The organism is Aquimarina algiphila (assembly GCF_947494415.1).
Taxonomy (GTDB): domain Bacteria; phylum Bacteroidota; class Bacteroidia; order Flavobacteriales; family Flavobacteriaceae; genus Aquimarina; species Aquimarina algiphila.
The window spans coordinates 43,782-68,277 of sequence record NZ_CANLVC010000012.1 but is presented as its reverse complement, the minus strand read 5'-3'; the positions used below and the strand labels follow the sequence as shown (position 1 = coordinate 68,277).

24 protein-coding genes are annotated in these 24,496 nt (G+C 32.8%); 17 read left to right on the top strand and 7 right to left on the bottom strand.

All coding sequences use genetic code 11. From position 1 onward, the window contains the following. Positions 1 to 94 precede the first annotated feature (94 nt). Together PQF96_RS26570 and PQF96_RS26565 are read left to right on the top strand one after the other, a co-directional pair. Complete coding sequence (locus PQF96_RS26570) at positions 95 to 2,947, top strand: VPS10 domain-containing protein (RefSeq protein WP_271769971.1); 2,853 nt, start codon at positions 95 to 97, stop codon at positions 2,945 to 2,947. 109 nt (positions 2,948 to 3,056) lie between these two features. Then, complete coding sequence (locus PQF96_RS26565; protein WP_271769970.1) at positions 3,057 to 3,227, top strand: hypothetical protein; 171 nt, start codon at positions 3,057 to 3,059, stop codon at positions 3,225 to 3,227. A 90-nt stretch (positions 3,228 to 3,317) separates the two neighbouring features. On the opposite strand, the gene PQF96_RS26560 is transcribed toward PQF96_RS26565, so the two are convergent. Both PQF96_RS26560 and PQF96_RS26555 read right to left on the bottom strand, forming a co-directional pair. Next, entirely contained in the window at positions 3,318 to 3,518 is a 201-nt protein-coding gene (locus tag PQF96_RS26560; protein WP_271769968.1) for a hypothetical protein, read from the bottom strand. 119 nt (positions 3,519 to 3,637) lie between these two features. Beyond that, a complete protein-coding gene (locus PQF96_RS26555; protein WP_271769966.1) occupies positions 3,638 to 5,389 on the bottom strand; it encodes an AraC family transcriptional regulator in 1,752 nt (583 codons plus the stop codon). Between the two features lie 187 nt (positions 5,390 to 5,576). Here PQF96_RS26555 and PQF96_RS26550 point away from each other — a divergent pair, with 187 nt between their 5' ends. From PQF96_RS26550 to PQF96_RS26480, 15 genes are all read left to right on the top strand, one after another. Next, positions 5,577 to 6,851 carry a helix-turn-helix domain-containing protein gene (locus PQF96_RS26550; RefSeq protein ID WP_271769964.1) on the top strand — a complete coding sequence of 425 codons (1,275 nt, stop codon included), beginning with the start codon at positions 5,577 to 5,579 and terminating at the stop codon, positions 6,849 to 6,851. 154 nt (positions 6,852 to 7,005) lie between these two features. Then, positions 7,006 to 8,631: a fibronectin type III domain-containing protein gene (locus tag PQF96_RS26545; protein WP_271769962.1), complete on the top strand. Its 1,626-nt coding sequence runs from the start codon at positions 7,006 to 7,008 to the stop codon at positions 8,629 to 8,631. Positions 8,632 to 8,780: 149 nt separating this feature from the next. Continuing rightward, positions 8,781 to 10,172 (top strand): tetratricopeptide repeat protein, encoded by a 1,392-nt coding sequence (locus PQF96_RS26540; RefSeq protein WP_271769960.1) that lies wholly within the window; start codon positions 8,781 to 8,783, stop codon positions 10,170 to 10,172. A gap of 351 nt (positions 10,173 to 10,523) precedes the next feature. Further along, positions 10,524 to 11,135, top strand: coding sequence for a collagen-like triple helix repeat-containing protein (locus PQF96_RS26535; RefSeq protein WP_271769958.1), 612 nt, complete (start codon positions 10,524 to 10,526; stop codon positions 11,133 to 11,135). 115 nt (positions 11,136 to 11,250) lie between these two features. Then, complete coding sequence (locus PQF96_RS26530; RefSeq protein WP_271769955.1) at positions 11,251 to 12,258, top strand: Kelch repeat-containing protein; 1,008 nt, start codon at positions 11,251 to 11,253, stop codon at positions 12,256 to 12,258. Between the two features lie 91 nt (positions 12,259 to 12,349). Then, positions 12,350 to 12,958, top strand: a complete 609-nt coding sequence (locus PQF96_RS26525) for an SIMPL domain-containing protein (RefSeq protein WP_271769953.1) — start codon at positions 12,350 to 12,352, stop codon at positions 12,956 to 12,958. 234 nt (positions 12,959 to 13,192) lie between these two features. Further along, entirely contained in the window at positions 13,193 to 14,011 is an 819-nt protein-coding gene (locus PQF96_RS26520; protein ID WP_271769951.1) for a hypothetical protein, read from the top strand. Positions 14,012 to 14,186: 175 nt separating this feature from the next. After that, on the top strand, positions 14,187 to 14,669 hold the full coding sequence (locus PQF96_RS26515) for a hypothetical protein (RefSeq protein WP_271769949.1): 483 nt from the start codon (positions 14,187 to 14,189) through the stop codon (positions 14,667 to 14,669). Between the two features lie 5 nt (positions 14,670 to 14,674). Beyond that, positions 14,675 to 15,145, top strand: a complete 471-nt coding sequence (locus PQF96_RS26510) for a hypothetical protein (protein WP_271769947.1) — start codon at positions 14,675 to 14,677, stop codon at positions 15,143 to 15,145. 46 nt (positions 15,146 to 15,191) lie between these two features. Continuing rightward, positions 15,192 to 15,785, top strand: a complete 594-nt coding sequence (locus PQF96_RS26505; protein ID WP_271769945.1) for a hypothetical protein — start codon at positions 15,192 to 15,194, stop codon at positions 15,783 to 15,785. Positions 15,786 to 15,980: 195 nt separating this feature from the next. After that, positions 15,981 to 16,595, top strand: a complete 615-nt coding sequence (locus tag PQF96_RS26500) for a collagen-like protein (RefSeq protein WP_109436323.1) — start codon at positions 15,981 to 15,983, stop codon at positions 16,593 to 16,595. Positions 16,596 to 16,676: 81 nt separating this feature from the next. Beyond that, the gene (locus PQF96_RS26495; protein ID WP_143916210.1) at positions 16,677 to 17,390 is read left to right on the top strand and encodes a hypothetical protein; all 714 of its coding nucleotides are present in this window, start codon (positions 16,677 to 16,679) and stop codon (positions 17,388 to 17,390) included. 188 nt (positions 17,391 to 17,578) lie between these two features. Next, a complete protein-coding gene (locus PQF96_RS26490; protein ID WP_143916211.1) occupies positions 17,579 to 17,974 on the top strand; it encodes a DUF2721 domain-containing protein in 396 nt (131 codons plus the stop codon). Positions 17,975 to 18,007: 33 nt separating this feature from the next. Next, positions 18,008 to 19,459 (top strand): sensor histidine kinase, encoded by a 1,452-nt coding sequence (locus PQF96_RS26485; RefSeq protein ID WP_109436326.1) that lies wholly within the window; start codon positions 18,008 to 18,010, stop codon positions 19,457 to 19,459. 24 nt (positions 19,460 to 19,483) lie between these two features. Then, on the top strand, positions 19,484 to 19,897 hold the full coding sequence (locus PQF96_RS26480; protein WP_143916213.1) for a response regulator: 414 nt from the start codon (positions 19,484 to 19,486) through the stop codon (positions 19,895 to 19,897). A gap of 56 nt (positions 19,898 to 19,953) precedes the next feature. Here the strand turns inward: PQF96_RS26480 and pyk are convergent, their stop codons facing one another. The 5 genes from pyk to PQF96_RS26455 all read right to left on the bottom strand — a co-directional run bounded on the left by pyk (position 19,954) and on the right by PQF96_RS26455 (position 24,359). Beyond that, on the bottom strand, positions 19,954 to 21,381 hold the full coding sequence (gene pyk, locus PQF96_RS26475; protein ID WP_109436328.1) for a pyruvate kinase: 1,428 nt from the start codon (positions 21,379 to 21,381) through the stop codon (positions 19,954 to 19,956). Then, positions 21,381 to 21,872, bottom strand: coding sequence for an IPExxxVDY family protein (locus PQF96_RS26470; RefSeq protein ID WP_160114167.1), 492 nt, complete (start codon positions 21,870 to 21,872; stop codon positions 21,381 to 21,383). The genes pyk and PQF96_RS26470 overlap by 1 nt, the downstream gene beginning before the upstream one ends. A 248-nt stretch (positions 21,873 to 22,120) precedes the next feature. Further along, the gene (gene rnc, locus PQF96_RS26465) at positions 22,121 to 22,855 is read right to left on the bottom strand and encodes a ribonuclease III (RefSeq protein ID WP_109436330.1); all 735 of its coding nucleotides are present in this window, start codon (positions 22,853 to 22,855) and stop codon (positions 22,121 to 22,123) included. Next, positions 22,855 to 24,108: a beta-ketoacyl-ACP synthase II gene (gene fabF / locus PQF96_RS26460; protein ID WP_143916214.1), complete on the bottom strand. Its 1,254-nt coding sequence runs from the start codon at positions 24,106 to 24,108 to the stop codon at positions 22,855 to 22,857. The genes rnc and fabF overlap by 1 nt, the downstream gene beginning before the upstream one ends. 17 nt (positions 24,109 to 24,125) lie before the next feature. Then, the gene (locus PQF96_RS26455; protein ID WP_024768509.1) at positions 24,126 to 24,359 is read right to left on the bottom strand and encodes an acyl carrier protein; all 234 of its coding nucleotides are present in this window, start codon (positions 24,357 to 24,359) and stop codon (positions 24,126 to 24,128) included. Positions 24,360 to 24,496: the final 137 nt, after the last annotated feature.

Genomic DNA, 24,496 nt, shown 5'->3' with positions numbered 1-24,496 from the left:
ACTAAAGCAAAAAGGATGTATTGTTAAACAATATCTAAAAATTTTGAGGTTATTTTCACAATATCTACTTTCAGCCCACTAAATATCCATCAAAATGAAAATATTCACATCGTCATTAGTATTCGTATTGCTGTCAACCATAGTTTTTGCTCAGCAATCTCCAACACCTGCAGAGGCCGTACAAAAAGGATTGTCTGCCAAAAAGCAAATGGAAACTTCTTCATTAGTTCGACATGTTCCTTTTAAAAATATTGGCCCTACCGTAATGAGTGGACGTGTAGTCGATGTCGATGTCAACCCAGAAAATACTGCAGAATTTTATGTAGGATATGCTTCAGGAGGATTATGGTATACTGTAAATAACGGAACCACATTTGAGCCGGTTTTGGATACTGCAGAAACCATTAACGTAGGCGATATTGCAGTAGATTGGAAAAACAATATCATCTGGGTAGGAACAGGTGAGAATAACTCATCGAGATCATCCTATGCCGGGACAGGAATTTTAAAATCTACTGATAAAGGTAAAACCTGGAAAAATGTTGGACTACCCGATTCACATCATATCGGTAGAATTGTTATTAACCCTAATAATCCCGATGAGGTTGTTGTGGGAGTTACAGGACATTTATATTCTGTTAATGAAGAACGTGGAGTATATAAAACTAAAGACGGAGGAACCACTTGGAATAAAACTTTATTTATTAATAATGAAACGGGTATTATCGACCTGGCATCTGCTCCTAATAATTTTAATGTTATGTATGCAGCAGCATGGGATAAGGACCGTAAAGCATGGAATTTTGAGGGGAATGGACCGGGATCTGGAGTATATAAAAGTACAGATGCCGGGAACACCTGGACCAAGATTTCTGTAGAAGGGAGTGGTTTTCCTACGGGAGAAGGTGTAGGTAGAATTGGGCTTGCTGTTTTTGATGAAAACACAGTGTATGTTGTACATGATAGCCAGTTTAGAAGAGATAAAAGCGATACTAAAAAAGATGGTGAAGGATTGACTAAAGAAGATTTTAAAACCATCTCAAAAGATGCTTTTTTAAAACTAGAAGATAAAAAGCTAAATGCATTTCTAAAAACAAATGGTTTTCAGGAAAAATACAGAGCTGATAATCTAAAACAACTGGTCCGTGGAGGCACAGTACAACCTATAGATCTTGCCAAATATCTTGAAGATGCAAATGCCATGTTATTTGATACGCCGGTTGTTGGAGCAGAAGTATATCGTAGTGATGATGCAGGTAAATCCTGGAAGAAAACTCATGAGGATTTTCTAGATGATATTTTTTATAGCTATGGATATTATTTTGCTCAGATACAGGTAAACCCAGCAAATAAAGATCATATTTATATATCTGGAGTACCTATCCTAAAGTCTAAAGATGCAGGAAAGACCTTTACCAGTATTAGTGGTAGAAATGTTCATGCAGATCATCATTCCCTATGGATTAATCCTAAAAACCCAATGCATTTGATCAATGGTAATGACGGGGGAGTAAATATATCTTATGATGATGGTGAGCATTGGATTAAAGCCAATCAGCCAAGTGTAGGACAGTTTTACTATATTAATGTAGATAATGAAAAACCTTATAATGTATATGGAGGTCTACAGGATAACGGAGTTTGGGTAGGAGCGCATAATGCCAGAGAAGATGTTTCTTGGCACCAAAGTGGTCATTATCCCTGGGAAAGTATTATGGGAGGTGATGGTATGCAGGTCCAGATTGATAATCGGAATGCTAATATCGTATATACCGGATTTCAGTTTGGAAACTATTTTAGATTGGATAGAGCAAAGGAAAAGCAGACCTATATCCAACCAAAGCATGAGTTAGGAGAATCACCATATCGATTCAATTGGCAAACACCAATTTTATTATCTCCGCACAATCAGGATATCCTGTATTTAGGAGGAAATAAATTAATGCGATCTATGAATCAGGGTGATGACTGGACTGCTATATCCAATGATCTAACCGGTGGAGGCAAAAAAGGAAATGTAGCCTATGGTACATTAACTACTATTTCTGAATCTCCTTTTCAGTTTGGATTAATCTATACGGGTAGTGATGATGGATTGGTTTATGTAACCAAAAACTCTGGCGGAAGTTGGAATAAAATCTCCAATACGTTACCTAAAGATTTGTGGGTATCCAGAATACTTGCTTCTTCTCATAAAAAAGAAAGGGTATATGTGACGCTTAATGGGTATCGATGGGATGACTTTACACCTTACGTATATGTAAGTGAAAACTACGGACAAATCTGGACAGCGATAGGGAGTAATTTACCTGCATCGGCTATCAATGTAATTAAGGAAGATCCTGAAAATGAAAACGTATTGTATTTAGGAACAGACAATGGTGCTTATGTAACTTTGGATAAAGGAAAAACATGGCAAGCATTTTCTGAAGGAATCCCGAATGTAGCAGTGCATGATATTGTTATCCAGGAAGATGCTAAAGATCTACTTTTAGGGACACACGGTAGAAGTATCTACAAGACCAACATAGAGCCAATACAATTACTTGATGATACGATTATAAATAAAGGACTTCATGTTTTTGAAAATGAGGGGATGAAATGGTCAGAACGATGGGGCGTTTCCTGGAGCAAGTGGATGGAACCTAGAGAACCATCATTACCCATCACATTTTATGCATCAGCTCCCGGGAAGTTTACAATTAAGATTACTACAGCCTCGGGAAAAATACTTCAACAGTTTTCTGTAGATGGAGACAAAGGACTAAACTATACAAAGTATGATGTAACGATTACAGAAAAAGCAAAAAACATTCTCGAAAAAGAATTTCCTGATGATAAAGTAGTAAAAAGAAAGAATGGAAAATACTACTTACCTATCGGAAGCTACGAAATTGTAATTAGTGATGGTAAGAAAACTGAGAAAGTTGGTCTTGAGATGAATTAATGTAGGTATCAAAATTAGTTAGTATAATAGGGTAAACTTTTGTTAAAGAGAAGTATAGATAATGTAAATCTTAATAGTTTTAGGATATATATTAACCAAATTAAATAGTATGCTAACAAATATTAAAAATGTAGAAGGTGCTTTGATAATAGAGAAACAGCACCAAAAAAATATTAATGGAGGAGATGCTCCTGATGGTCCTTGGGGAGATTGTCCTCCGGGATATAGACAATGTACCGCGTGGGGTGCGTGTTTACGAAACACAATTCCTTGCGATTGACTTAAGAATAAGGAATCTTAAAAACAAAAACCCTCAAATTATGCTTTCCCTATGCATAATTTGAGGGTTTTTATTTTTTTGTTTATTTGATTATCTTCCTAGAATTGTATTACCAGCTGTATGAGTTTTGGTAGGACAACCACCAGGAACATATGTGTGTAGATAATAAAAAATTTGACCATCTCCAGGTTCTCTGGTTTTTTCATGTCCACCTTTAATAGATGTCATTTGCTCCAGTTTTGTAATATTTAATTTCTCAAGCGTTAACTTTTTTCCCGTTGCTTTTTTCATAATCATTGATTTTTAAGTTTTACTTTTCTTGTATTCCAAGAATAAAGATAGGGTAAAAATGATGATATAGCCTAGAAATGAGGGGGTTATTAGACGAAATTCACGGAATTTCGATAAAACTACTGAGTGTTTAGACTATGTAATCGTTTAATAAAATAGGAAGTTTTGATACCTGTACTCTTTTTAAAAGCTGATGAAAAAGACTCAGCAGTATTAAATCCCATCTCTTCAGCAATGCCCTGTATGGTATAGTTTTTAAGGGTTTTATTTTCTTTAAGTTGGGTTACCGCATGGTCTATTCTAAGGTCATTAATATAATTGGCAAAATTCTTATGTTTATGATGGTTGATTACTTTGGATAAATATTTAGTATTGGTTTTGATATCTTTGGCCAAAGAGGTCGTACTAATATTCTTTTTTAAGAAGTGTTTGTTGGTTTCAAATAGAGCAAGCTTATTTAAGATTTCTTCTACAATATCATCTGCTACTCCAATATTATCTTTTGGTTTTTCCTGTAGTGTTTCATTAGGTATAGATTTTCCTTTATCGATAAGTTGCTCAAATTTTTGCTGATACGTTTTCCTTTTTTTGTATTGAAGGTATAGAAAAACTACTGTGATCATTGTAAGTGATGAGAGAAAAACCACCAGAAGGTTTAGGTTTTTATTATTGCCTTTTAATTCTTCGATCAGTGTCTCTTTTTCATTAAGCAATAACGGAGTATCAAATTCCTTAAATAAACGAGAAGAGACAAAGGAAGCTTCTTTATTAATGATACTGTCAAATTGGAGCAGTTTATTAATGGATTCTAGTTGTCGTTCTTTTTTCTCATTGGCCTTATAAAAATTAATCATAAACTCATAGCTTTCCCTAACTTCGGGAAGAGTAATTTTTTCTATTCGTATAATAGAATCTACTATAAGGAAATGTTTTTTAGCAGATATTACATTTTGTTGTAATAGTTGGAGTTTCCCAAGATAAAACTCTCCTAAAATGTATGCTTTTTTATGTTGTGAATTATTTTTGTTTAATACAGAAATACCTTTAACAATACTATCTGATGCGCGATCAAATTTTTCTTTGAAAAATAAATTAATTCCTTCATTGACGAGAATTCTCCCGTAGTATCGATTATAATAGCGTTTGGTTTTTAATGCTCGTGGGATTGCTTTAGAATTGTACATCGATGCAGAATCTAGAGAGTTATTATATCTATAGGATTCTGCTAACTTAATGATAGAGTTCAAATACCGAGTAGTATCAGCACTATGATTATTAGTAATATGGGTAAAGTTTTCTTTAAAAAGAGGTAAGGCTTCCTGATGTTTCCCGATTTCGGTTTTGATACAAGCAATATTATGCTTAGTAATAGCAATAAACTCGATATTCTTTGTTTTTTCTGCTACTGATAATAATTTTAGATAGGTGTCTAAAGCCATACTATACTTAGACTTTCTTAAGTAATAGCCCCCTTTAAATGAATATGCCATAAAAGGATAGGTTTTATCTTCCAAATCTGTACTGATCGTGATAGCATAATCAAGCATTTTTAGCTTTTCTGATTCTTCTATTGTATAATATGACAACATTGTATACGCTTTCGCTAATTTTATCTTGTTATTCTCAGCAATAGCTTTTTTAATACAAGTTTGTAAATAAACTTTAGAGAATGTTGTATCCCTTATGGTTTTTCTATATTTTCTATAGACTGCATCATAATCCAATCCTTTAAGAGAATCAGGGATAACAAAATCTTTGTCTTGTGCCGTAGTGATTTGCGCACCAAAAATCATAAACATGCATACCATCCTTATCCATAAGGAAGTAAAAAAGAGATATGTCTTTTTTAGTTTCAAGGGGTTTTTGTCCATTTATATCACTATAAAGATACTATTTTCTGTCGTTATTGGGATTTACTACAAGATCAACATAAATACTTGACATTCAAATATTTATTTTCAAAAATCAATCTCGAAATTCTTAGAATTTCGAGAAATTCCGTTTGTTTTTAGCAGTGTAGTCATTCTATATTTGATTGAGACAAAAAAATCAATTGTGATGAATATCAAGAAAAACATAGGGAATAAAATAGCCGTAAAAAGATCTGGTATACTACTATATGGATTTGTATTTCTTTTTGCGTGTGTAGTAGTTTTCAAAATACTAAAGATTAATATCACCTCGTTTGAGATGACTCATATGTTTACTTCTTTGATTGTATTAAACATTGCATTACTTCTAACAGTAGGGTATTTTCTTTTGATTACTATAAAGAACTTTTCAGGTTTTTATAGCATCCCAACATTGTTTCAAAAAACAGTGACAACGGTTTATGATCATATTTTTAGCACAGTAAGCGTCGAAGTACAAGAGCCAGAGATCAACAAGGATAAGAAAAGTGGACTAAGAAATACATTTTCCAATTTTAATATCCCCGGTTTGAGTCAATTGTTTTCTGATAAAGAAGAACATAGGATACAAAATACAACGCCAGAAACAATTGCAGTACTTAGTTATTTTGCAACATCACTATTCGAGAAAAACAAACTCGAAGATGTACTTTGGGATATTGTAGAAAATTGCATTTCACAACTTCAGCTCGAGGATTGTGTAATCTATATGTTGGATACAGAAAAGAAAATGTTAATCCAAAAAGCGGCATTTGGACATAAGAATAATGGAGAACGAAAAGTGATAAGCCCAATTCAAATTCCGTTAGGAAAAGGTATTGTAGGTAGAGTAGCGCAAACAGGCAGATTCGAATATATATCTGATGTTACCAATGATGCAGAGTATATTATAGATGATGCCAATAGAATGTCAGAACTCTCTATTCCTATTTTTGTTGACGATGAGGTAGTTGGAGTTTTAGATTCTGAGCATTCACAAAAAGATTTTTTTACTGGAAATCATATCTTCTTATTTCAATTAATTGCCAGATTAACCGAGAATAAGCTAAAACAGTTACAGACAAAAAATGCATGTCATATTACTGATGATAATGTGTATTTTAAAGAGCTTGAATTTTTAATGAAAGAAGCCAAAATATACAGAGATGCTAATCTGGGATTAGATAGTATGTCTACCCAACTCAATATTAGTGGTAACTATTTGTCGCAGTTAGTAAATAAAGTCACCGGTCGCAATTTTACAGATTATGTAAATGGATTTAGAATAGAAGATGCAAAATCAAAACTTAGAAATCCAGAATTTACAAACTATACTATTATCGCTATTGCATTAGAGTCTGGGTTTAATTCTAAATCTACTTTTTATAGTGCTTTTAAAAAGCTAACGGGTATTTCACCAAAAGAATACCGGAAAACCCCTTAAAATAAGTCCGAATTCTTTGAAATTCAAACTTTCCGGACATTGACCTATTTCTTCTCAATTACTTTTATCACACCTTATATAGATGATGGACTCGTAGCGTGATTTATATAAGGTGTTGAGTATATCCAAAATAAATAGAAAAACATATAGACTGATGAAAAAGAAATATTTTTTACCAAATTTAATCTTCATATGTATTTTGATTTTGGGGTGTAATAATGATGATGAAAATCTTACGGCAACACCAACACCTCAAAATCAAAAACCAGGAGATTTTACAATACAGATCACTCAGATTACCGAGAATAATGCATTATTGAGTTGGGATGCTGCGGTTGATCCTGATGAAGATAAAGTAACGTATACGGTGATTCTGGGCGATAATGAAGTACAGACAAATCTAGAAACAACAGAATTCCTTTTAGAAGGTCTTATCGCCCAAACTAACTATAATGGTAAAGTAACTGCTTCTGATGGTAATGGAAATACATCTGAGAATACATTTGATTTTACCACAGAAGAAGGTGAGGTTATCATCAGTGAAGAAGTATCAATAGCATGGGAAAAATCCTTTGGTGGCTCTCAAATTGATGTGGCTAATGCTATACAATTAACAGTAGATGGTGGATATATAGTCGCAGGTACAGCTAATTCTGATGATGGGGATGTAGGGGGTAATAACGATGCAGATGGTTATATAGGAGGAGATTATTGGGTTATTAAACTGAACAATTCTGGAGATATGATATGGGAAACTAACATTGGAGGGAATAGTGATGAAGCAGGAAATAGTATACAACAAACAACAGATGGAGGATATATAGTAGTTGGGTTTACTGACTCTAATGATCAAGACATTAGTGGAGATACTTCTTTTGCTGATTTTTGGATTGTAAAATTAGATGGGTCTGGAAATTTGGTTTGGGAAACTAACTATGGCGGAAGTGGAAATGAGGAAGCAACTTCTGTAGATCAAACTTTGGATGGTGGGTATATTGTTGCTGGTTTTACCAGTTCTTCAAACGGTGATGTAGGAGGTAATAATGGAGGTATTGATTATTGGGTAATAAAGTTAGATGCTGAAGGAGCCTTAATATGGGAAACCAATCTTGGCGGTAGTGAGTTTGATATTGCACAATCAGTTGAGCAAACTAGTGATGGGGGATATATCGTTGGAGGATATTCAGAATCTTTAGGTGATGATGTGGGAGGTAACTATGGGGAAAAAGATTATTGGATTGTAAAGTTAGATGCTTTAGGAAATTTGATTTGGGAAACCAATCTTGGAGGCTCACTTGATGATTTGGCCTATGATATTCACCAAACTACAGATCAAGGTTATATTGTTGCTGGATATTCTGAATCCTCAGATTTTGATGTAAGTGACAACAACGGAAAAAAAGATAGTTGGATTGTAAAATTAGATACTTCGGGAGCAATAGTGTGGGAAGTTAACCTTGGTAGTTCAGAAAGTGATGCTGCGCGTTCGATTCAGCAGACTACAGATCAAGGTTATATTTTTGCCGGTAACTCAGGAGCAAGTGATTTTGATGTGAGTACCAATAATGGAGGATATGCAGATTATTGGGTGGTAAAATTAAATCCTCTTGGTGGATTGTCATGGGAAATTAGCTTTGGAGGCCCAGAACCAGATTATGCAAATGCTATTCAACAAACCAATGATGGTTATATAGTGGCAGGTTATGTCTGGGGTCCTGGAGGAGATATTAGCGGAGCTGGGAAAGGCAAATGGGATTACTGGATTGTAAAATTAGAATAGATATATCTACATAACAATAGTAACGTAATGATTAGATTTTTTTGTCCAATTGCTTTTCATTACCCGGGATCCTCATTAACTAACCTAACAACAGTAATGAGGATCCTTTTTTTGATAATGATATGGTAAATAAAAATTATATTTAAGAAATGAAACGTACTAGACTCACAACCATAGTTTTTTTTGCAAGTTTTTTTACCGTTTTTCCATGCTTTTGGGATTATGATACTATTGAAATGGAAAGGCAAAAATTTCCTAGTGTGATCGAATTGATTTCGGGAAAATTCTTAAGACATTCACCAGAGTTTCATTATTGGAGAATAAAAGATCGAGAAGAAAAACTACAAAAATTTCCAGACAGTCTTCCGTTATTGGATGATCTCGCCGTTTCATATTCAAAAATAGGAGCTGATAAAAAAGCTATCAAAATTATCCTTAAAAAAGAGGCGATTAAACCAGGAGAGTATAAGACGTATGCTAATTTGGGTACATTTTATCTGCATGATGGGCAATTTAAAAAAGGAATTGAATACATCGATAAAGCGGTAGAAATTAACCCTGAGGCACATTTTGGTAGAGAAATATATCAACGACACGTTGCAGAGTATGTGCTCAGTAAAATGAAAAATGGCAAGATTCCGCTACCACTTTCTTCAAAATTTAGAAGGTGTCTTGATTGCCTTCCCGAACCAGAACATGAACAAAATTTTTATGCATTTCTTGTAAACAAGTATGAGGAAAAAAAGAATACATCAACAAGTAAGTCCCAAAAAGATGAAGTAGAAAATGGTATTTTCGGTCCAATAAGAAACTTACCTTATGCAGAGCTAGAAAAGGCCATTATCGGTATTATGGGGATGATGAAATTTGGAAATTATGATTCTCCTGTTTTATTAGAAGTATTAGGAGACCTATTAATGGGCACAGGAAGGAAAGGAGGAGCAAGACAACTTGCTGCACGAGCATATTTTAAAGCATCTTATAATATCGAAGATGATATTGTAAAAGAAGTGTATAAGAAAAAAATCGTATTTACTCTTTTTCATCAGTATACAAAACGGCGTGGAAAAAAGTTTACACTATATGAATTAGAAGAATTGTTAATAGAAGAAATTAACGAAGGAAACAGGTTTTATCAAAAAATACGTGATGATGAAATGAGATGGATACGATCAGGAATGGATCCAGAACAAGAGTTTACAACAAAATACTATAAAGAACCTAAACTAGGAGTAAGAATTCAACATGGAAAAGGTGGACAAATGCATCTCGATAGAAAATATGCCAGAGATACTACAATTGGAAAAATTATAGATTATAGACCTGTTCCGAAACAAAATATTTTACTGGACAGTACCTATAAAAAAGATATTGATAGCTTGTTTGATAAAAAACCAGATAAAGAAGAAAATATAACTCAGAAAACTGATAGTGAAGGCCAAAAGGAAAATGAAAAAACAATAGAATATTGGGTTTTCGTAGTATTGACAATAGGAGTTTTAGGTATCGGAATTTGGGTGTTAGGGAGGAGGAAAAAATAAAAACGTAGTATTGATATAGAAAGCTGCAAGAGTTATGGATAAAAGACGAAAAACACATCCTCAATACAAAGACACTACCACAAAAGACCTGATTATTATTGCCAAAAAAGGATAACTTTTCCAGTTTAAAAGTGCAAATCAGAGTTTTACTTAAATCTAGATATTTCATTTTCTCAAGTAGATACTAAACGTTTTTTGGCGTATTAAAAATTGGTATTAGAGTTTTACTTTCATATTCCTTGGTAAATCCCCCTAAATATGTCCGAATTCTTTGAAATTCAATCTTTTCGGATATTCAACATCCTCACTCCCACTAGGTTTGTACTCTAAACTTTTAAAAAACAACAAAAAATGAAAGCAATGAAAGATTTAGTGAAATTGAGTTTGATACTTGTACTATCTGTATCTATATTTTCTTGTTCTGATGGTGAAGATGGTGCTATAGGACCTACAGGACCAGAAGGTCCAGCTGGAGCACAAGGAACTCAAGGAACCCAAGGTGATCCGGGAGATCCAGGAAACCCTGGAACCGCAAATGTGATATATTCAGATTGGATTCCAAATGGTTTTACGCCAGGTGGAGGGTTACTGCAAAAAGTTTTCACATTAGCAAACGCTCAACAGATTACAGATTTAGGAGTTAATTTGGACACCAGTACCGTATTAGTATACGGAAGAGGTAATATTTTATTGGTGATAGGAGATGAAGTATTTCCATTACCTTATGAAAATAGGTCTACAGAAGAACGATATACATATACGATTAATGAAGGGTCAATACGAGCTGTAGGATTTGCTGCTGCTGTCTCAGATAATGATTTTGATCGTTTCGATGATTATAGGTACGTTATTATACCAGGAGGAGTAGTCGTTAGTTCAACTTCTTCTGCAACAAAATCTACACCAGATTATACTACCATGTCTTATAAAGAGATTGCGACTCTATTTAATATTCCAGAATAACAGCCAAATGTAAAACAACACATACGCTACTTGTGTTTAAGTTTGTGATTTTGCCCTTCAATTATTTTTAGATAGTTAATGATTGAAGGGTTTTCATTAAAAAAATATAGTTGAAATGAAAAACATATATATAATACTGGCATTTGTGTCTTTAATAATGCTATCATGTAGCACCGATGACAATCAAGTCGTCGAAGTTGAAGCTACATCTATAAAGATGGTATTTCCAACAAAGAAAAAATTGAAGTCTACTTTGGTTGCCAAAGAAACCTCTTTTGGAGGGCGAGCAGGACATACTTCATTAGTCTTTAATAAGAAGATGTGGGTAGTATCAGGCAATGGACCAGGTATTTACTATAACGATGCGTGGTATAGTAATGATGGGACCAACTGGATTGCAGCTACAAAAAAGGCCGCTTTTTCAAAAAGAACAAATCACGCGACAACAGTTTCTAATGGTAAAATGTGGTTAACAGGAGGAGAACTAGTTGATGAAATGAATGATGTTTGGTATTCTGATGATGGAGTCAACTGGATGATGACCACCAATAATGCTGCTTTTACGCCAAGATCAAGTCATGCTATGGTAGATCTAAATGGGAGAATGTTTGTAATTGGAGGAGAGGAAAATGGTGTTGAAAAAGGAGATGTTTGGGTAAGTAGTGATGGGATAACCTGGAATTTGGCCACTAATCTGGCACCTTTTGGTGAACGAAGAGATCATGCCGCTGTAGTGTTTGACAATAAAATCTGGGTGATTGGAGGATATGACATAAATAATAATTTTTTAAATGATGTGTGGTACTCTCCAAATGGTTTTCAATGGTTTCTTGCTACAGCAAATGCAGATTTTCTTCCTAGAAGAAGTCACGCTTTAACGGCTAATAAAAAAGGAATGTGGTTAACTGCAGGAACCAGAAATAATGATTTTAAATATTTTAATGATGTGTGGTTTAGTAACGATGGTGTAACCTGGACAGAAGTTAAAGTATCTAAAACCTTTCCTGAAAGAACAGAACATACATCTGTACACTATGATAAAAAATTATGGGTCATTAATGGATACGGTTTGGATCTAGGAAACTATTATGATTTTTATACTGATATCTGGTCTTTTGAATAAAAAAGAAGAGGAAATACAAACAATAAAACATACAAAGATCTTGTGTTTTGATTTAGACAAATGCATGCGTCAATTTTATAAAAATAAGAACATGAAAAAAATAATTATAGGATTATTATTATGTGCAGCTCCAATTTTTGGACAGCAACAAAATAATACAATAACAGTAAGAGGCGAGGCTTCTAAAAAAGTTGAGATCAAGGAGTATATTGTTAATCTAGAGATCAAAGATCTCGTAGCTGATGGGTATCAAAATATAGAATCCAAAAATAGATCTGAAATTATCAAAGAATATAAAAATAAAATGAAAAGTATAGGTATAGATTTTAAAGAGTTTAAGCAAAATAAATTGTATGGAATCACCGCTTTAACGTATCGTACAACTTCGTATTACACCTATGCAACAACATCTTTTGAAGAAGTAGAAAAGATGTTTGGACAACAAATGAAAGGTGTAACAATTACTTGGGTAGAAATATTTGCCAAGGAAAATACCAATACAGATCTTGCAGCATTGGATAAAATGGCAATACAAGATGCGATGAATAGAGCCAAGATAACAGCTACTGGTATCAATAAAAAGATTGGAGCCATCCAAAAAATAGAAACTTCTAGTAATAAAGCATATTCATACTTTAATACTTCTAAACCTAACGAACTACATAAACATTATGTACAAGTAACATTTGTTTTGGAGTAATTGTTTAAACATTGGATATAAAAAATCTAATCAAAGAAAAGCATATCACCTTTGAATGTATAAGAGAGAATAAATTTAATTTGACAGGAAATATTCTGTAAAAAATAGATGCATAAAAAGATAAAAAATCATAGCAATACAAAGAAGTGGATAAAAAGATGTTTTGCTTCTTTGCTTCTTACTATGATTGGATTATGTATAATAATGATATTTCCCCAAAGCGATTTTAAAAAATTGGTAAGACAAACAAATTATGACTTATCACAATATCATAAATTACAAGAATATAAAGAGTATTATGCACTTAATGATGTCGGACTAACAAACAAAGAGATTCATAAGATTAAGAATTCATATCATAAAGAGAATTTGTCAACCAATAAAGATTCTATTATAGCATATTCTATAATTGGGTATTATAAAGATAGGATTATTAATAATCTTCAAAAAATAACAAACCATAAGACCTTTACAAAAAAAGATATCACAGCATTACTAGATGATGATTTGATCAAAATGGTAAAGTCTGATGATAACAAATTATTCCATTTTTCATTTGATGCAAAGGTATTTGGAGTGTTATTTAGAGAGCAAGTTTCTATACTATACTACGATGATTCTAAATGGAATAAGGGTAAAAGTATTCATAGCCATAAAGAAAAGAAAACACTATATGAATTCTATCCAAATAGCTATAACACTATAGATACTATTCATACCAATACAGGGGTCAACTATGTACTGTTTGGACATGATAAGGTACGAGGAAATAATTTCATGGATCATATTAGTCTTTACACCTATGAGAAAGGTAAACTTGTCCACAAATTCAATTATTCTTTGGCCCATGAAGGAGATGAATATGCAATCAAATATGACAAGATAAATCATGTTATTGATGTGGTATATACACCAAATGAAAAATATGCTACATCGATAGATTGTTATTGTGAAGAGGAAGAGATTATTAAACTATATAACAAAACACAAACACTCAAAAGATGTGCCTATTCCTTTAAGTTTACTGGAGATACTTTTGAATTGGTAGATTAAAAGAATCAAAACGCTAAATTGAAAATCATTAATTTAGGTGAGAAATTAAGTAAAAAAAGGGATTTGTACTAGCAAGAAAAAGCAGCTGGAGTTTTTACGACTTCGCTGCTATTTGGTATTCCCGGAGTATGTTTTGTAATAAACATTCACATAATGATTTAGAAAGAAAACCAGAATGAAATCAATATTCATAGTATTAACAATAATGAGTGTTCTATTGGGATGTAAATCAAAAGAAAGAGATTTTGATTCCAAAGGCGATACCAAGGAGTTGATTAGGTTAGAATTACAAGAATTAAATATTGGGATTTGGATTCCGAAGAAACATACTCTGGTTAAAAGAGCAAATTATATCAATGTAATTTTGGATCCGAATAAAAGATATAATAAAAGTTTTACTATCAAAAAAACAAATCCGGATACTCAAAAAAAACAATATCCAAAGTATGTGAAATTGAAAAACGGGATAGGTATATTTTATGAAACTTTTGTTGCAAGCAATCCGGGAAGTAGTGGAGGTAAAATATATGATCTAAAAGGTTTTTTTGAGTTTAGAAATGAAATGTTTCTAGTCACATCTTCACAATTAATAGAATCTGGAGAAGGTAATGCCGAATTTTGTTTCGAATATATATCTTCTATAGAAAAATTAAAATAATAGTGATGAGACATATATATAAGATTACAGTTTTATGCTTTGTTCTTACCTCTTGTGTGAATTCGCATAACAACAATACGCTTACAAGTGTAGAAATAGAAAGCACAGAAGATAGGATAGCAACGCTCAAAAGAGAAATAGTAAGCAAATCAGAGTTTCATGATGCAGAATTCTTATTGTTCAATGTAAATGGGTTTGCGAACTCCAGAGTAACGGGCATTCCCGGGCCATCATCTTGGAATTATCGGTTTGCCATAAAAGTAAAACCGTCAGAAATTAAGAACTGGATCGCAGACTTTACTAGAATTGACGCTAAAGAATATACTTTTGATTGGACTAATGATCTAGTTGTCCATAGAAACCAAAATTGGGAAAGAAAATCAGTACCAGAAGTCTATAAAAGAGAAGACAGTAATACGTTTATCGTAGTATATCAAAAAGAGGGAATAGTATTTAAACAGATACTAGGAGAGTAAAAGCAAATTAAATTTAAGAATAGAAATGCATCATATATTGACAAAAATGATAATAATTATTAGTCTTCTTTTTTGTAGCACAAGTTATACACAAAAGAAAGAAATAGATACAAAAACGAACCCAAAAACGTCTGCAACACCTGATACCCTTAGGGTTGGATATACATATTGGTGGCCACAGTCAGGTCCATTCATTGGTCATTGTGGGGATAAGTATGCATTAGTTTTTTTAGGTACTGTTCAGCATATTGATAATCCGATTAAAGATAATGATGTACTCTATACATCCCAAGAAGGAAGTATTAAGATTGATGAGGTATTAACGTCCAGAAGTCTGAAGAAGAAAATATATGACAAACAGAACTTTTTTGTTTCTGATTGTTTTTATAAACAAGATGTAAAAGAAGGAGATCTGGTACTGGTTTTTTGTTATGAATATGAAGATAATTATAGCATTCCCGGAGGAAAGTCAATACTAAAAATTAAGGATAGTAATGATGCTGTTGTACAATCTATTAAAAGATATATTATATCTGATCAGAACGCATTAGAGTTAAAAAAGGATATAGCTCTATGGCAAAACTATAGTTTAGAAGCTGACGCAAAACGTATAATTGCGTGTAAAGAAGCAATGGATTGATCTCTTCTTAGTAATCGATAACTTCCTATATTTTAAATAGATATTCAAAAAATGTATTACACCAGTATTTAACTCTTAAAAATAGAGTCAAATACCTCAAAAAATGTCCGGATTCTTTGAAATTCAAACTTTTCGGATACTACATGTTCTTACCCATATTAGGTTTGTGCCATAACTTTTAAAAAATTATTAAAAATGAAAGCAATAACAAATTTAGTAAAGGGTATGATGATAGTGATGGTATCACTATTAATCTTTTCTTGTTCTGATGGAGAAGACGGAGCTATTGGACCTGCAGGTCAGAATGGGATAGACGGGATTGATGGCACAAATGGAACAGACGGCAATGATGGAGCTGATGGTGTTGATGGACCTCCAGGGACAGCAAACGTAATTTATTCAGATTGGATTCCTGCAGATTTTCCAGGAGGAATAGATTCTGATAAAAGTATGTTATTATTAAGTAGTCTAACGGCATTTGATAAAGATACTGATGCTATTTTGGTATATGGGCGTAATCCCGCGAATGCCCTATTTTTTAATGTTTATGAACTTCCTTATTTTAATGTAGATAATGAAGAGTTTTATGGTATAGAAATGGGTGAAGGAACTGGTTTTGAATCTTTGCGAGTTAGAGGTCAAACAACAGATGGACTTTTAAAAGCGTTTAGTTTTTTTGATGATTTTAGATATGTAATCATTCCTGGAGGAGTTTCAACAAATCCTACCTCTTCTGCTACAAAATCTTCAATAGACTATTCATCTATGTCCTATGAAGAAGTCAAAACCTTGTTTAATATTCCAGAATAATATTGATAACCAATTATTAATTAGATTTTATAGCGAGTACTATTCCCCCGTAGTATTCGCTATTGTATAAAAGAAGATGTTATGAAATATTTAGTAATGTTTGGCCTATTGTTTATACTGAGTTGTAAAAGCGATGATGATTCTAGTGGTTTAAACACATTAGACATAGCGTATGAACAAAATTTCATTGAGACAAGTTTTTTAGAAGCGGGAGAAACTGCTCCTCCATTGGTAAATTGGTCAGGAGAGAAGGTAACGTTCTCTGCTACAACATTACCAAATACTGCACCAGATGATTTATTTAATATAAATATGTCTATTGATGAAGAAACAGGTGTACTTTCATGGGATAGATCGATCCCTTTGGGTAAGACCGATATTTTTATAACAGCATCCAATGCATTAGAAAGCACAACAGTATTGGTTACTATTAATAATACTTTTGTTGAAGGTTTATTTTATGGTGGGTTTAATGATGATATATCAGATGAGCCAAATACATCTACGACCACTAGCGACGGTTCCTTGGCTCTTTCAAAAGAAGGTACTGCTGGATTATTAATAAGTAGCGATGGTGATATAATTTCTATAGATGGGACTTGGACTATAGATGAATCACTTATAACAATTAATTTTAATACTAATAATCGAGTATTAAAAGGTATTATGAATGGTGAAAATGATGAGCCTGCTGCTACGTTTATTGGACAATGGGGAGAAGGATTGGATCAAAACAATAATATTGAAAATCTTAAGGGGGCATTTAGGTTTATCGGTGAATTTATTAGTGAATAAAATGACATAAAAACTTTTTTTGTTTTTTACTATTAAAGAAAGATGTCAATTCCCGATAGATATAGGTGATTTCTCACAAGGGGTTAACTTTTTATCTCTTGAAAATGAAAAAATTAGATTAACTTATAAAGTTGTAAAATAAACTATTTCAAATTAAACTAACTTAGTGTCATAAATATATATTGATTATGACACTTACCATGAATATTCCAGCATTATTATTCCCTGCAATATCTCTTACAATGCTGGCGTATAATGCAAGATACTTGGCTATTGCAGCTTTAATACGACAATTACATAGCGAATACCTTTCTTCTCCTTCAAAAAACATAGGGTTACAAATTAAAAACTTAAGAAAACGATTATGGTTAATTAGAAATATGCAAGCGATTGCGATTATAAGTTTTCTAACCAGCGTAATCACTATGTTTTTATTATATGTAGAACATATGAATTGGGCAAATATAGTATTTGGAGTTAGCTTGTTTTGCCTTATGCTATCGCTTTTTTTATCTTTTGTCGAAGTTCAGATTTCTACCAAAGCATTGGCTATCAGGCTTGATAGAATAGAAGAAAATAAATAAGAAATTCTTATCTTGTTAGTATAATTCTTTTTCATGCTTCAAAATGAACTTTTTAATAATGTAATACGAGATTTCAATGCTGGATATTGGGAGTTGTATACTAATCCTGATAAAGAAATCTGGTCAAAGAAGTTCTATGAAAGCCTCGGATATACCCAGAAGGAAATACAATCCACAATCGATTTTTTTTTAGAGCATTTAATACATAAAGAAGATGTTGATGTATTTAGAGATAATTTTCTTAATTATAGACGTAATAATGTAAATTTTAAGCAACATATAAAGATTCAAACCAAAACAGGAAATTATAAACTGTTTAGATGTGCAACTAATGATGAATTACCGGTAAATATAAAATCTGAAATTAATCTTATATTTTTTTTCGAAATAAAGCTTGAACCAGAACAGAATATAGCAAAAGACAATTTCTATTACAAAGAAACTGCTCAAATGACAGAAACCGGCAGTTGGTATGTAGATTTTCACAAAAGAAAAAGCTATTGGGATTTTGAAACTAAGCGAATATTAGAATACCCAGATGATTATGTGCCTTCTCTAAAAGACTCTGCAAGTTATTATGCAGAAGATTCGCAACAACAGGCTGCGGATTGTTTTTTTAATTGCGCTATGGCCGGTACACCTTTTAATACTGAAATTAAGATGGTGACCGCTAACAAGAGAGTTTTTTGGGTGAGAGCGATAGGAAAACCAGTATATAATGAGAGTAAGGAGATTATAGGAATCAGAGGTGTTTTTCAGGATATTGATGATATAAAGAAGAAAGAGTTAAGTCTTCAAAAGTCTATAGATATTATCGCTTCTCAGAATTCTCGGCTTTTTAATTTTGCACATATTGTATCTCACAACCTACGGTCGCATACAAGCAATTTGTCCTTGTTGGTTCAACTTATTGAAGATATAGAAGACCCAAAAGAAAAAATAGATCTTATTAAAGAGATCAAGCAAATATCCTATAGTTTAAATACAACTATTGAGCACCTTAATGAGATTGTAGCCATTCATACAAATAAAGATCAAGAAAAAAAGATAACCAAATTTCAGGATGCGCTTAATTTGGTAACCAATGGTATTGGGCAAATGATTGCTGTTGGTAAAACAAAAATCAAATCAGATTTTAAAGCTCTAAATGAGATTAATTATATCCCTGCGTATCTGGAAAGTATTCTATTAAATCTCATCACAAATGCAATTAAATATAAGCACCCGGATAGAGATGCGATCATTGAGATTAAATCATATAAAGAAGAAGATAAAGAGTACCTAAAGGTCACCGATAATGGAAGAGGAATTGATATGAACTTGTTTAAAGATAAAATATTTGGGATGTATAAGACATTTCATTATAATAAGGATGCAGTAGGAATAGGCTTATTTTTAACAAAAAATCAGGTAGAATCTTTGGATGGAAAAATTACTGTAGAGAGCGAAGTAGATAAAGGCACAACATTTATAATAGAATTTTAAAAACAAATACCCAACCTCACAATTATGAGTCATAAAATTGGATTAGCGTGTATTATTGACGATGATAGTATGTATGTAAATCTTGTAAAAAGGATTGTAGAAGCAAAAAATCTTTGTGAAAACCTAATGGTTTTCAAAAACGGAAAAGATGCTCTTAATTATTTTGAAGCTATTCTAACCAATTTGGATAAAAAAAGCATTCCCGAGATTATTTTTTTAGATTTAAATATGCCAGTAATGGATGGATGGGAGTTTTTAGAAAACTTTACCAGTATCAAAAACAAACTTGGAAAAATAATTACACTTTATATTGTAAGTTCTTCGATTAACCCAGTGGATATAGAGAGAGCAAAAAATATTAATTCTGTTAAGGATTATCTTGTAAAACCAGTTACTATAGAAGACTTAGAAGCTATTTTTTTAAAACAAGCACTATAAAAAAAGACCTCATAAAGTGAGGTCTTTTTTAGATATATATTTATTATACGCCCATCTTAAATTTGTGATACTCTAAGAGTATTTACCATTCCTTTTGCAGTGATAGGCATTGCAGCAAGATTGATTAACATATCTCCTTGCTCAACAAACCCACGATCTGCGGCTATTTTATTAATATCCTCTACTGTTTCATCAGTACTAACAAATTTGTCATAAAATAAGGCCTTAACACCCCATAAAAGACTAAGCTGAGAAAGTATTCTACGATTACTGGTAAAAACTAAGATATGAGCATCTGGTCTCCATGCAGAGATTTGAAATGCAGTATATCCACTGTTGGTTAATGTACAGATAGCCTTAGCATCAATATCATTAGCCATATGCGCGGCATGATAACAAATTGATTTAGTAATAAATCTATTTGTTCGTATATGCGGAGGGTTTTGAGGAACTGATATTAATTCTGAGTTTTCTACGCTGTTAATAATTTTAGTCATGGTTTCTATTACCTGCACGGGATATTTTCCTACTGAAGTCTCCCCTGATAGCATAACAGCATCTGCACCATCCATTACAGAGTTTGCAACATCATTCACTTCTGCACGTGTTGGAGTAAGGCTATCGATCATAGTTTCCATCATCTGAGTAGCAATAATCACAGGGATTCGAGCAGTTTTTGCTTTAAGAACCAATTTTTTCTGAATTAAAGGTACTTCCTGAGCAGGGATTTCTACTCCCAAATCTCCTCTTGCAACCATTAATCCGTCACAATATGCTACAATTTTATCGATATTTTCTACACCTTCAGGCTTCTCAATTTTAGCTATAATTGGGATTTTATCTTCGCTATGTTCCTTAATCAAATCTTGTAATTCGATGAGATCCTGCGCATGTCTTACAAAAGATAATGCCATCCAATCTACACCTTGTTCACAAGCAAAAATGGCATCTTTTACATCTTTTTCTGTTAATGCAGGTAACGAAATATTGGTATTAGGGAGATTAACACCCTTTTTGGATTTTAATGGCCCTCCTTGTATTACTTTGGTTTTTACCGTGTCTTTTTTATTTGTAGAAACAACTTCAAAAATTAATTTACCATCATCCAATAATATACGTTCGCCGGCTTTTACATCTTTCGGAAAACTTTCATAATTCATGTACACTTGTTCAGAAGTGCCTTCAAAAGGTTTACCAGTCACAAAATTGATAAAATCACCATCATGAACAATGATATCACCTTTCATAACACCTACTCTTAATTTAGGACCTTGTAAATCTCCTAGTATTGCAGCATTAAAACCATGTTCTTCGCTTAATTTTCGTATAATTTTTATGCGTTCCTTTACATCACTGTAATCAGCATGAGAGAAATTTATCCTAAAAACATTTACACCTGCTTCTAGCATCTTTTTTAAAGTCTCTTTGCTACTCGTTGCTGGTCCTAGGGTAGCAACTATTTTGGTTCTTTTACTTTTTGGCATTATTCGAATATTAAGTTGTTCTTTGATTTAAGTTGAGTGTATTCTACACTATATGCAGTAATAACTTGTGAGATCGTTAGCAATTGGGTTACTAAGGAACTATTTGAAAATTTTGATGTTTCTGTTTCTATTTTTAGAAAATAATCTACATTCTTTAATTCTGGAATTAAATATTTTGTAGTATATGTTTCTTCTATAGTATTGAATAAGCCATCTGCAATATGATTTTTTGAAACGCCTAAGGCCTGAAATTTATTGGCCAAAAGACTATATGTATTATATTGAAAATGGTCCTCATATTGATACAACGGAAAATTTGCTGTAAAGTCAGGATATTCAAAATTAATATCTTCTTTTTTTCTAAAAAGTTTTAAATTAAGGTTTTTGTTTAATAAAAAGGCTAATCTATATGAAGCTAATGAACAATGAATAGCAATAAGTTCATAATCATCATCTTCTAAGGTATCTAATACTAATTTCTGAATAGCCACGCTGAATTTTTGTTTCAGAATTAGCACGAAATATACAAATAAAATCACCTAACGGGTTTAATAAAACATAAAGTTATTTCACGAAAACGATTGAGTTAGTATCTTTTAACGATAAAAACTGTAGTTTTTCTGATGAGTCTATATTTTATATAAGTATTGTAAGAAAAAGCAGTGACATTAGAGTATGTTTATAAAGAATACAAACTTCAAACGATTAATGTCAAAAAGCATGATGTTAAAAAAGTACTTTAGATATTAATCTTGGATTGAAATGCAAAATAAGCTCTTTTTGAAGCTTTTTCTTCTGCTTTTTTCTTTGAAGTAGCTCTTGCTTTTGCAACTACTTTTTCATCAATCCAGAGTTTTACAGCAAAATGCTTCATTTCATCTTTACCGGTGTCCTCATATACCTCATAATTGAATACCTTTTTTTCTTTTTGACACCATTCTATTAGTAGACTTTTGTAACTGATAATTTGGCCTTCGAGACTTTCGATATCAACATAAGGATCGATAACCGCTTCTTTAATAAAGCGTTCACAGTATACAAAACCTCGATCAAGGTAAATGGCACCGATTAGTGCTTCAAAAAGGTTTCCATGAATATTTATTCCAAATTGAGATTTAGGAATATTGGTTCTTACTAATTCGATTAGCTTAAGGTCTTTACCAAGTTCGTTAAGATGTTTTCTACTCACTACTTTGGCTCTCATTTTTGTAAGGTACCCTTCATTACCTTCTGGAACTTCTTTAAATAAGTGAGCAGCAATAACACTACTTAACATGGCATCTCCCAAAAACTCCAATCGCTCAAAATTAACAGCATTTCCTTTTTTATCTTTTAGGTTTAATGACCTATGGGTAAATGCTTTTTCGTAGGGAGCAATGTTTTTTGGCTTAAATGCTAATATTTTTTGAATTTTGGAAAAAAAATTCCCGTTCTTTTCAGAGCGGGAATTTAATATGTTTCGAATAACATTCATTATTCTTTCAATTTTTTAAATAACACACATGCGTTATGACCTCCGAAACCAAAAGTATTACTCATTGCGTATGTAATATCACGTTTTTGAGCTTTGTTTAAGGTCAAATTTAACGATGAATCTATGTTTTCATCCACTGTAGTGTGATTGATTGTAGGAGGCACAGTACCTTTTTGCATTGCCAGAATAGAAGCAATAGCTTCTATGGCTCCAGCAGCACCAAGTAAGTGTCCCGTCATAGATTTTGTTGAATTGATATTAATGTTAGGTGTGTGATCTCCAAAAACTTTAGTAATAGCTTTCAATTCTGCAACATCTCCCAAAGGAGTAGATGTTCCGTGAGTGTTTATAGCATCTACTTGTTCTGGTGTTACCCCTGCATCTCTTAAACAATTAAGCATCACGCGCTCTACACCAATTCCGTCTGGGTGTGGTGCTGTCATATGATAAGCATCACTAGACATTCCACCTCCTACAACTTCAGCATAGATTTTAGCACCTCGTGCTTTTGCGTGTTCATATTCTTCAAGAATAAGAGCTCCACTACCTTCTCCAAGAACAAAACCATCTCTGGTTGCGTCAAATGGTCTAGAGGCAGTTTCTGGACTTTCATTTCTTGTAGATAACGCGTGCATAGCATTAAATCCTCCCATACCAGCAATAGTTACTGCAGCTTCACTTCCTCCTGTAATAATAATATCACAATGTCCTAAACGTATATAGTTTAGTGCATCGATCATTGCATTAGCAGAAGAAGCACAGGCAGAAACCGTTGTGTAGTTAGGTCCCATAAAACCGTTTCTAATAGAAATATGTCCAGGGGCAATATCGGCAATCATTTTCGGGATAAAGAAAGGATTGAAACGTGGTGTTCCATTTCCATTGGCATAACCAATTACTTCTTCCTGAAAAGTTTCTATTCCTCCGATTCCGGCACCCCAGATTACACCAACTCTAAATTTGTCAACCTTCTCAAGGTCAATAGCAGCATCTTTTATAGCTTCTTCTGAAGATACAATGGCATACTGAGCAAATTTATCAAGTTTACGTGCTTCTTTTCTATCAAAATAATCTGTGGGATTGTAATTTTTGATTTCGCAAGCAAATTTAGTCTTGAAATGCTCGGTATCAAAGTAAGTAATAGGAGCACAACCGCTCTTACCATCTACTAATCCATTCCAATATTCATCAATATTGTTACCGATAGGTGTTAACGCACCTAGTCCTGTGACTACAACTCGCTTAAGATTCATATTTTGTTGTGAAGTTATTACTTTGCGTCTTCAATATAAGATATTGCTTGACCTACTGTTGCAATGTTTTCAGCTTGATCATCTGGAATCTGAATATCGAATTCTTTTTCGAATTCCATAATCAATTCTACAGTGTCTAACGAATCAGCGCCTAAATCGTTTGTGAAACTAGCTTCATTTACAACTTCGTTTTCGTCTACTCCTAATTTGTCAACGATTATCGCTTTTACTCTTGATGCAATGTCTGACATAATGTTTAATTTTAATTTTTTAATTAGGTGGCAAAAATAAAAAACTTTATTTTAAAACCCCACAATCCCATAAAAATGTATTTGTATTTTATCAAATATAACGAAGTATTAGCTTTTTGCTACCTAAAAATGGATAA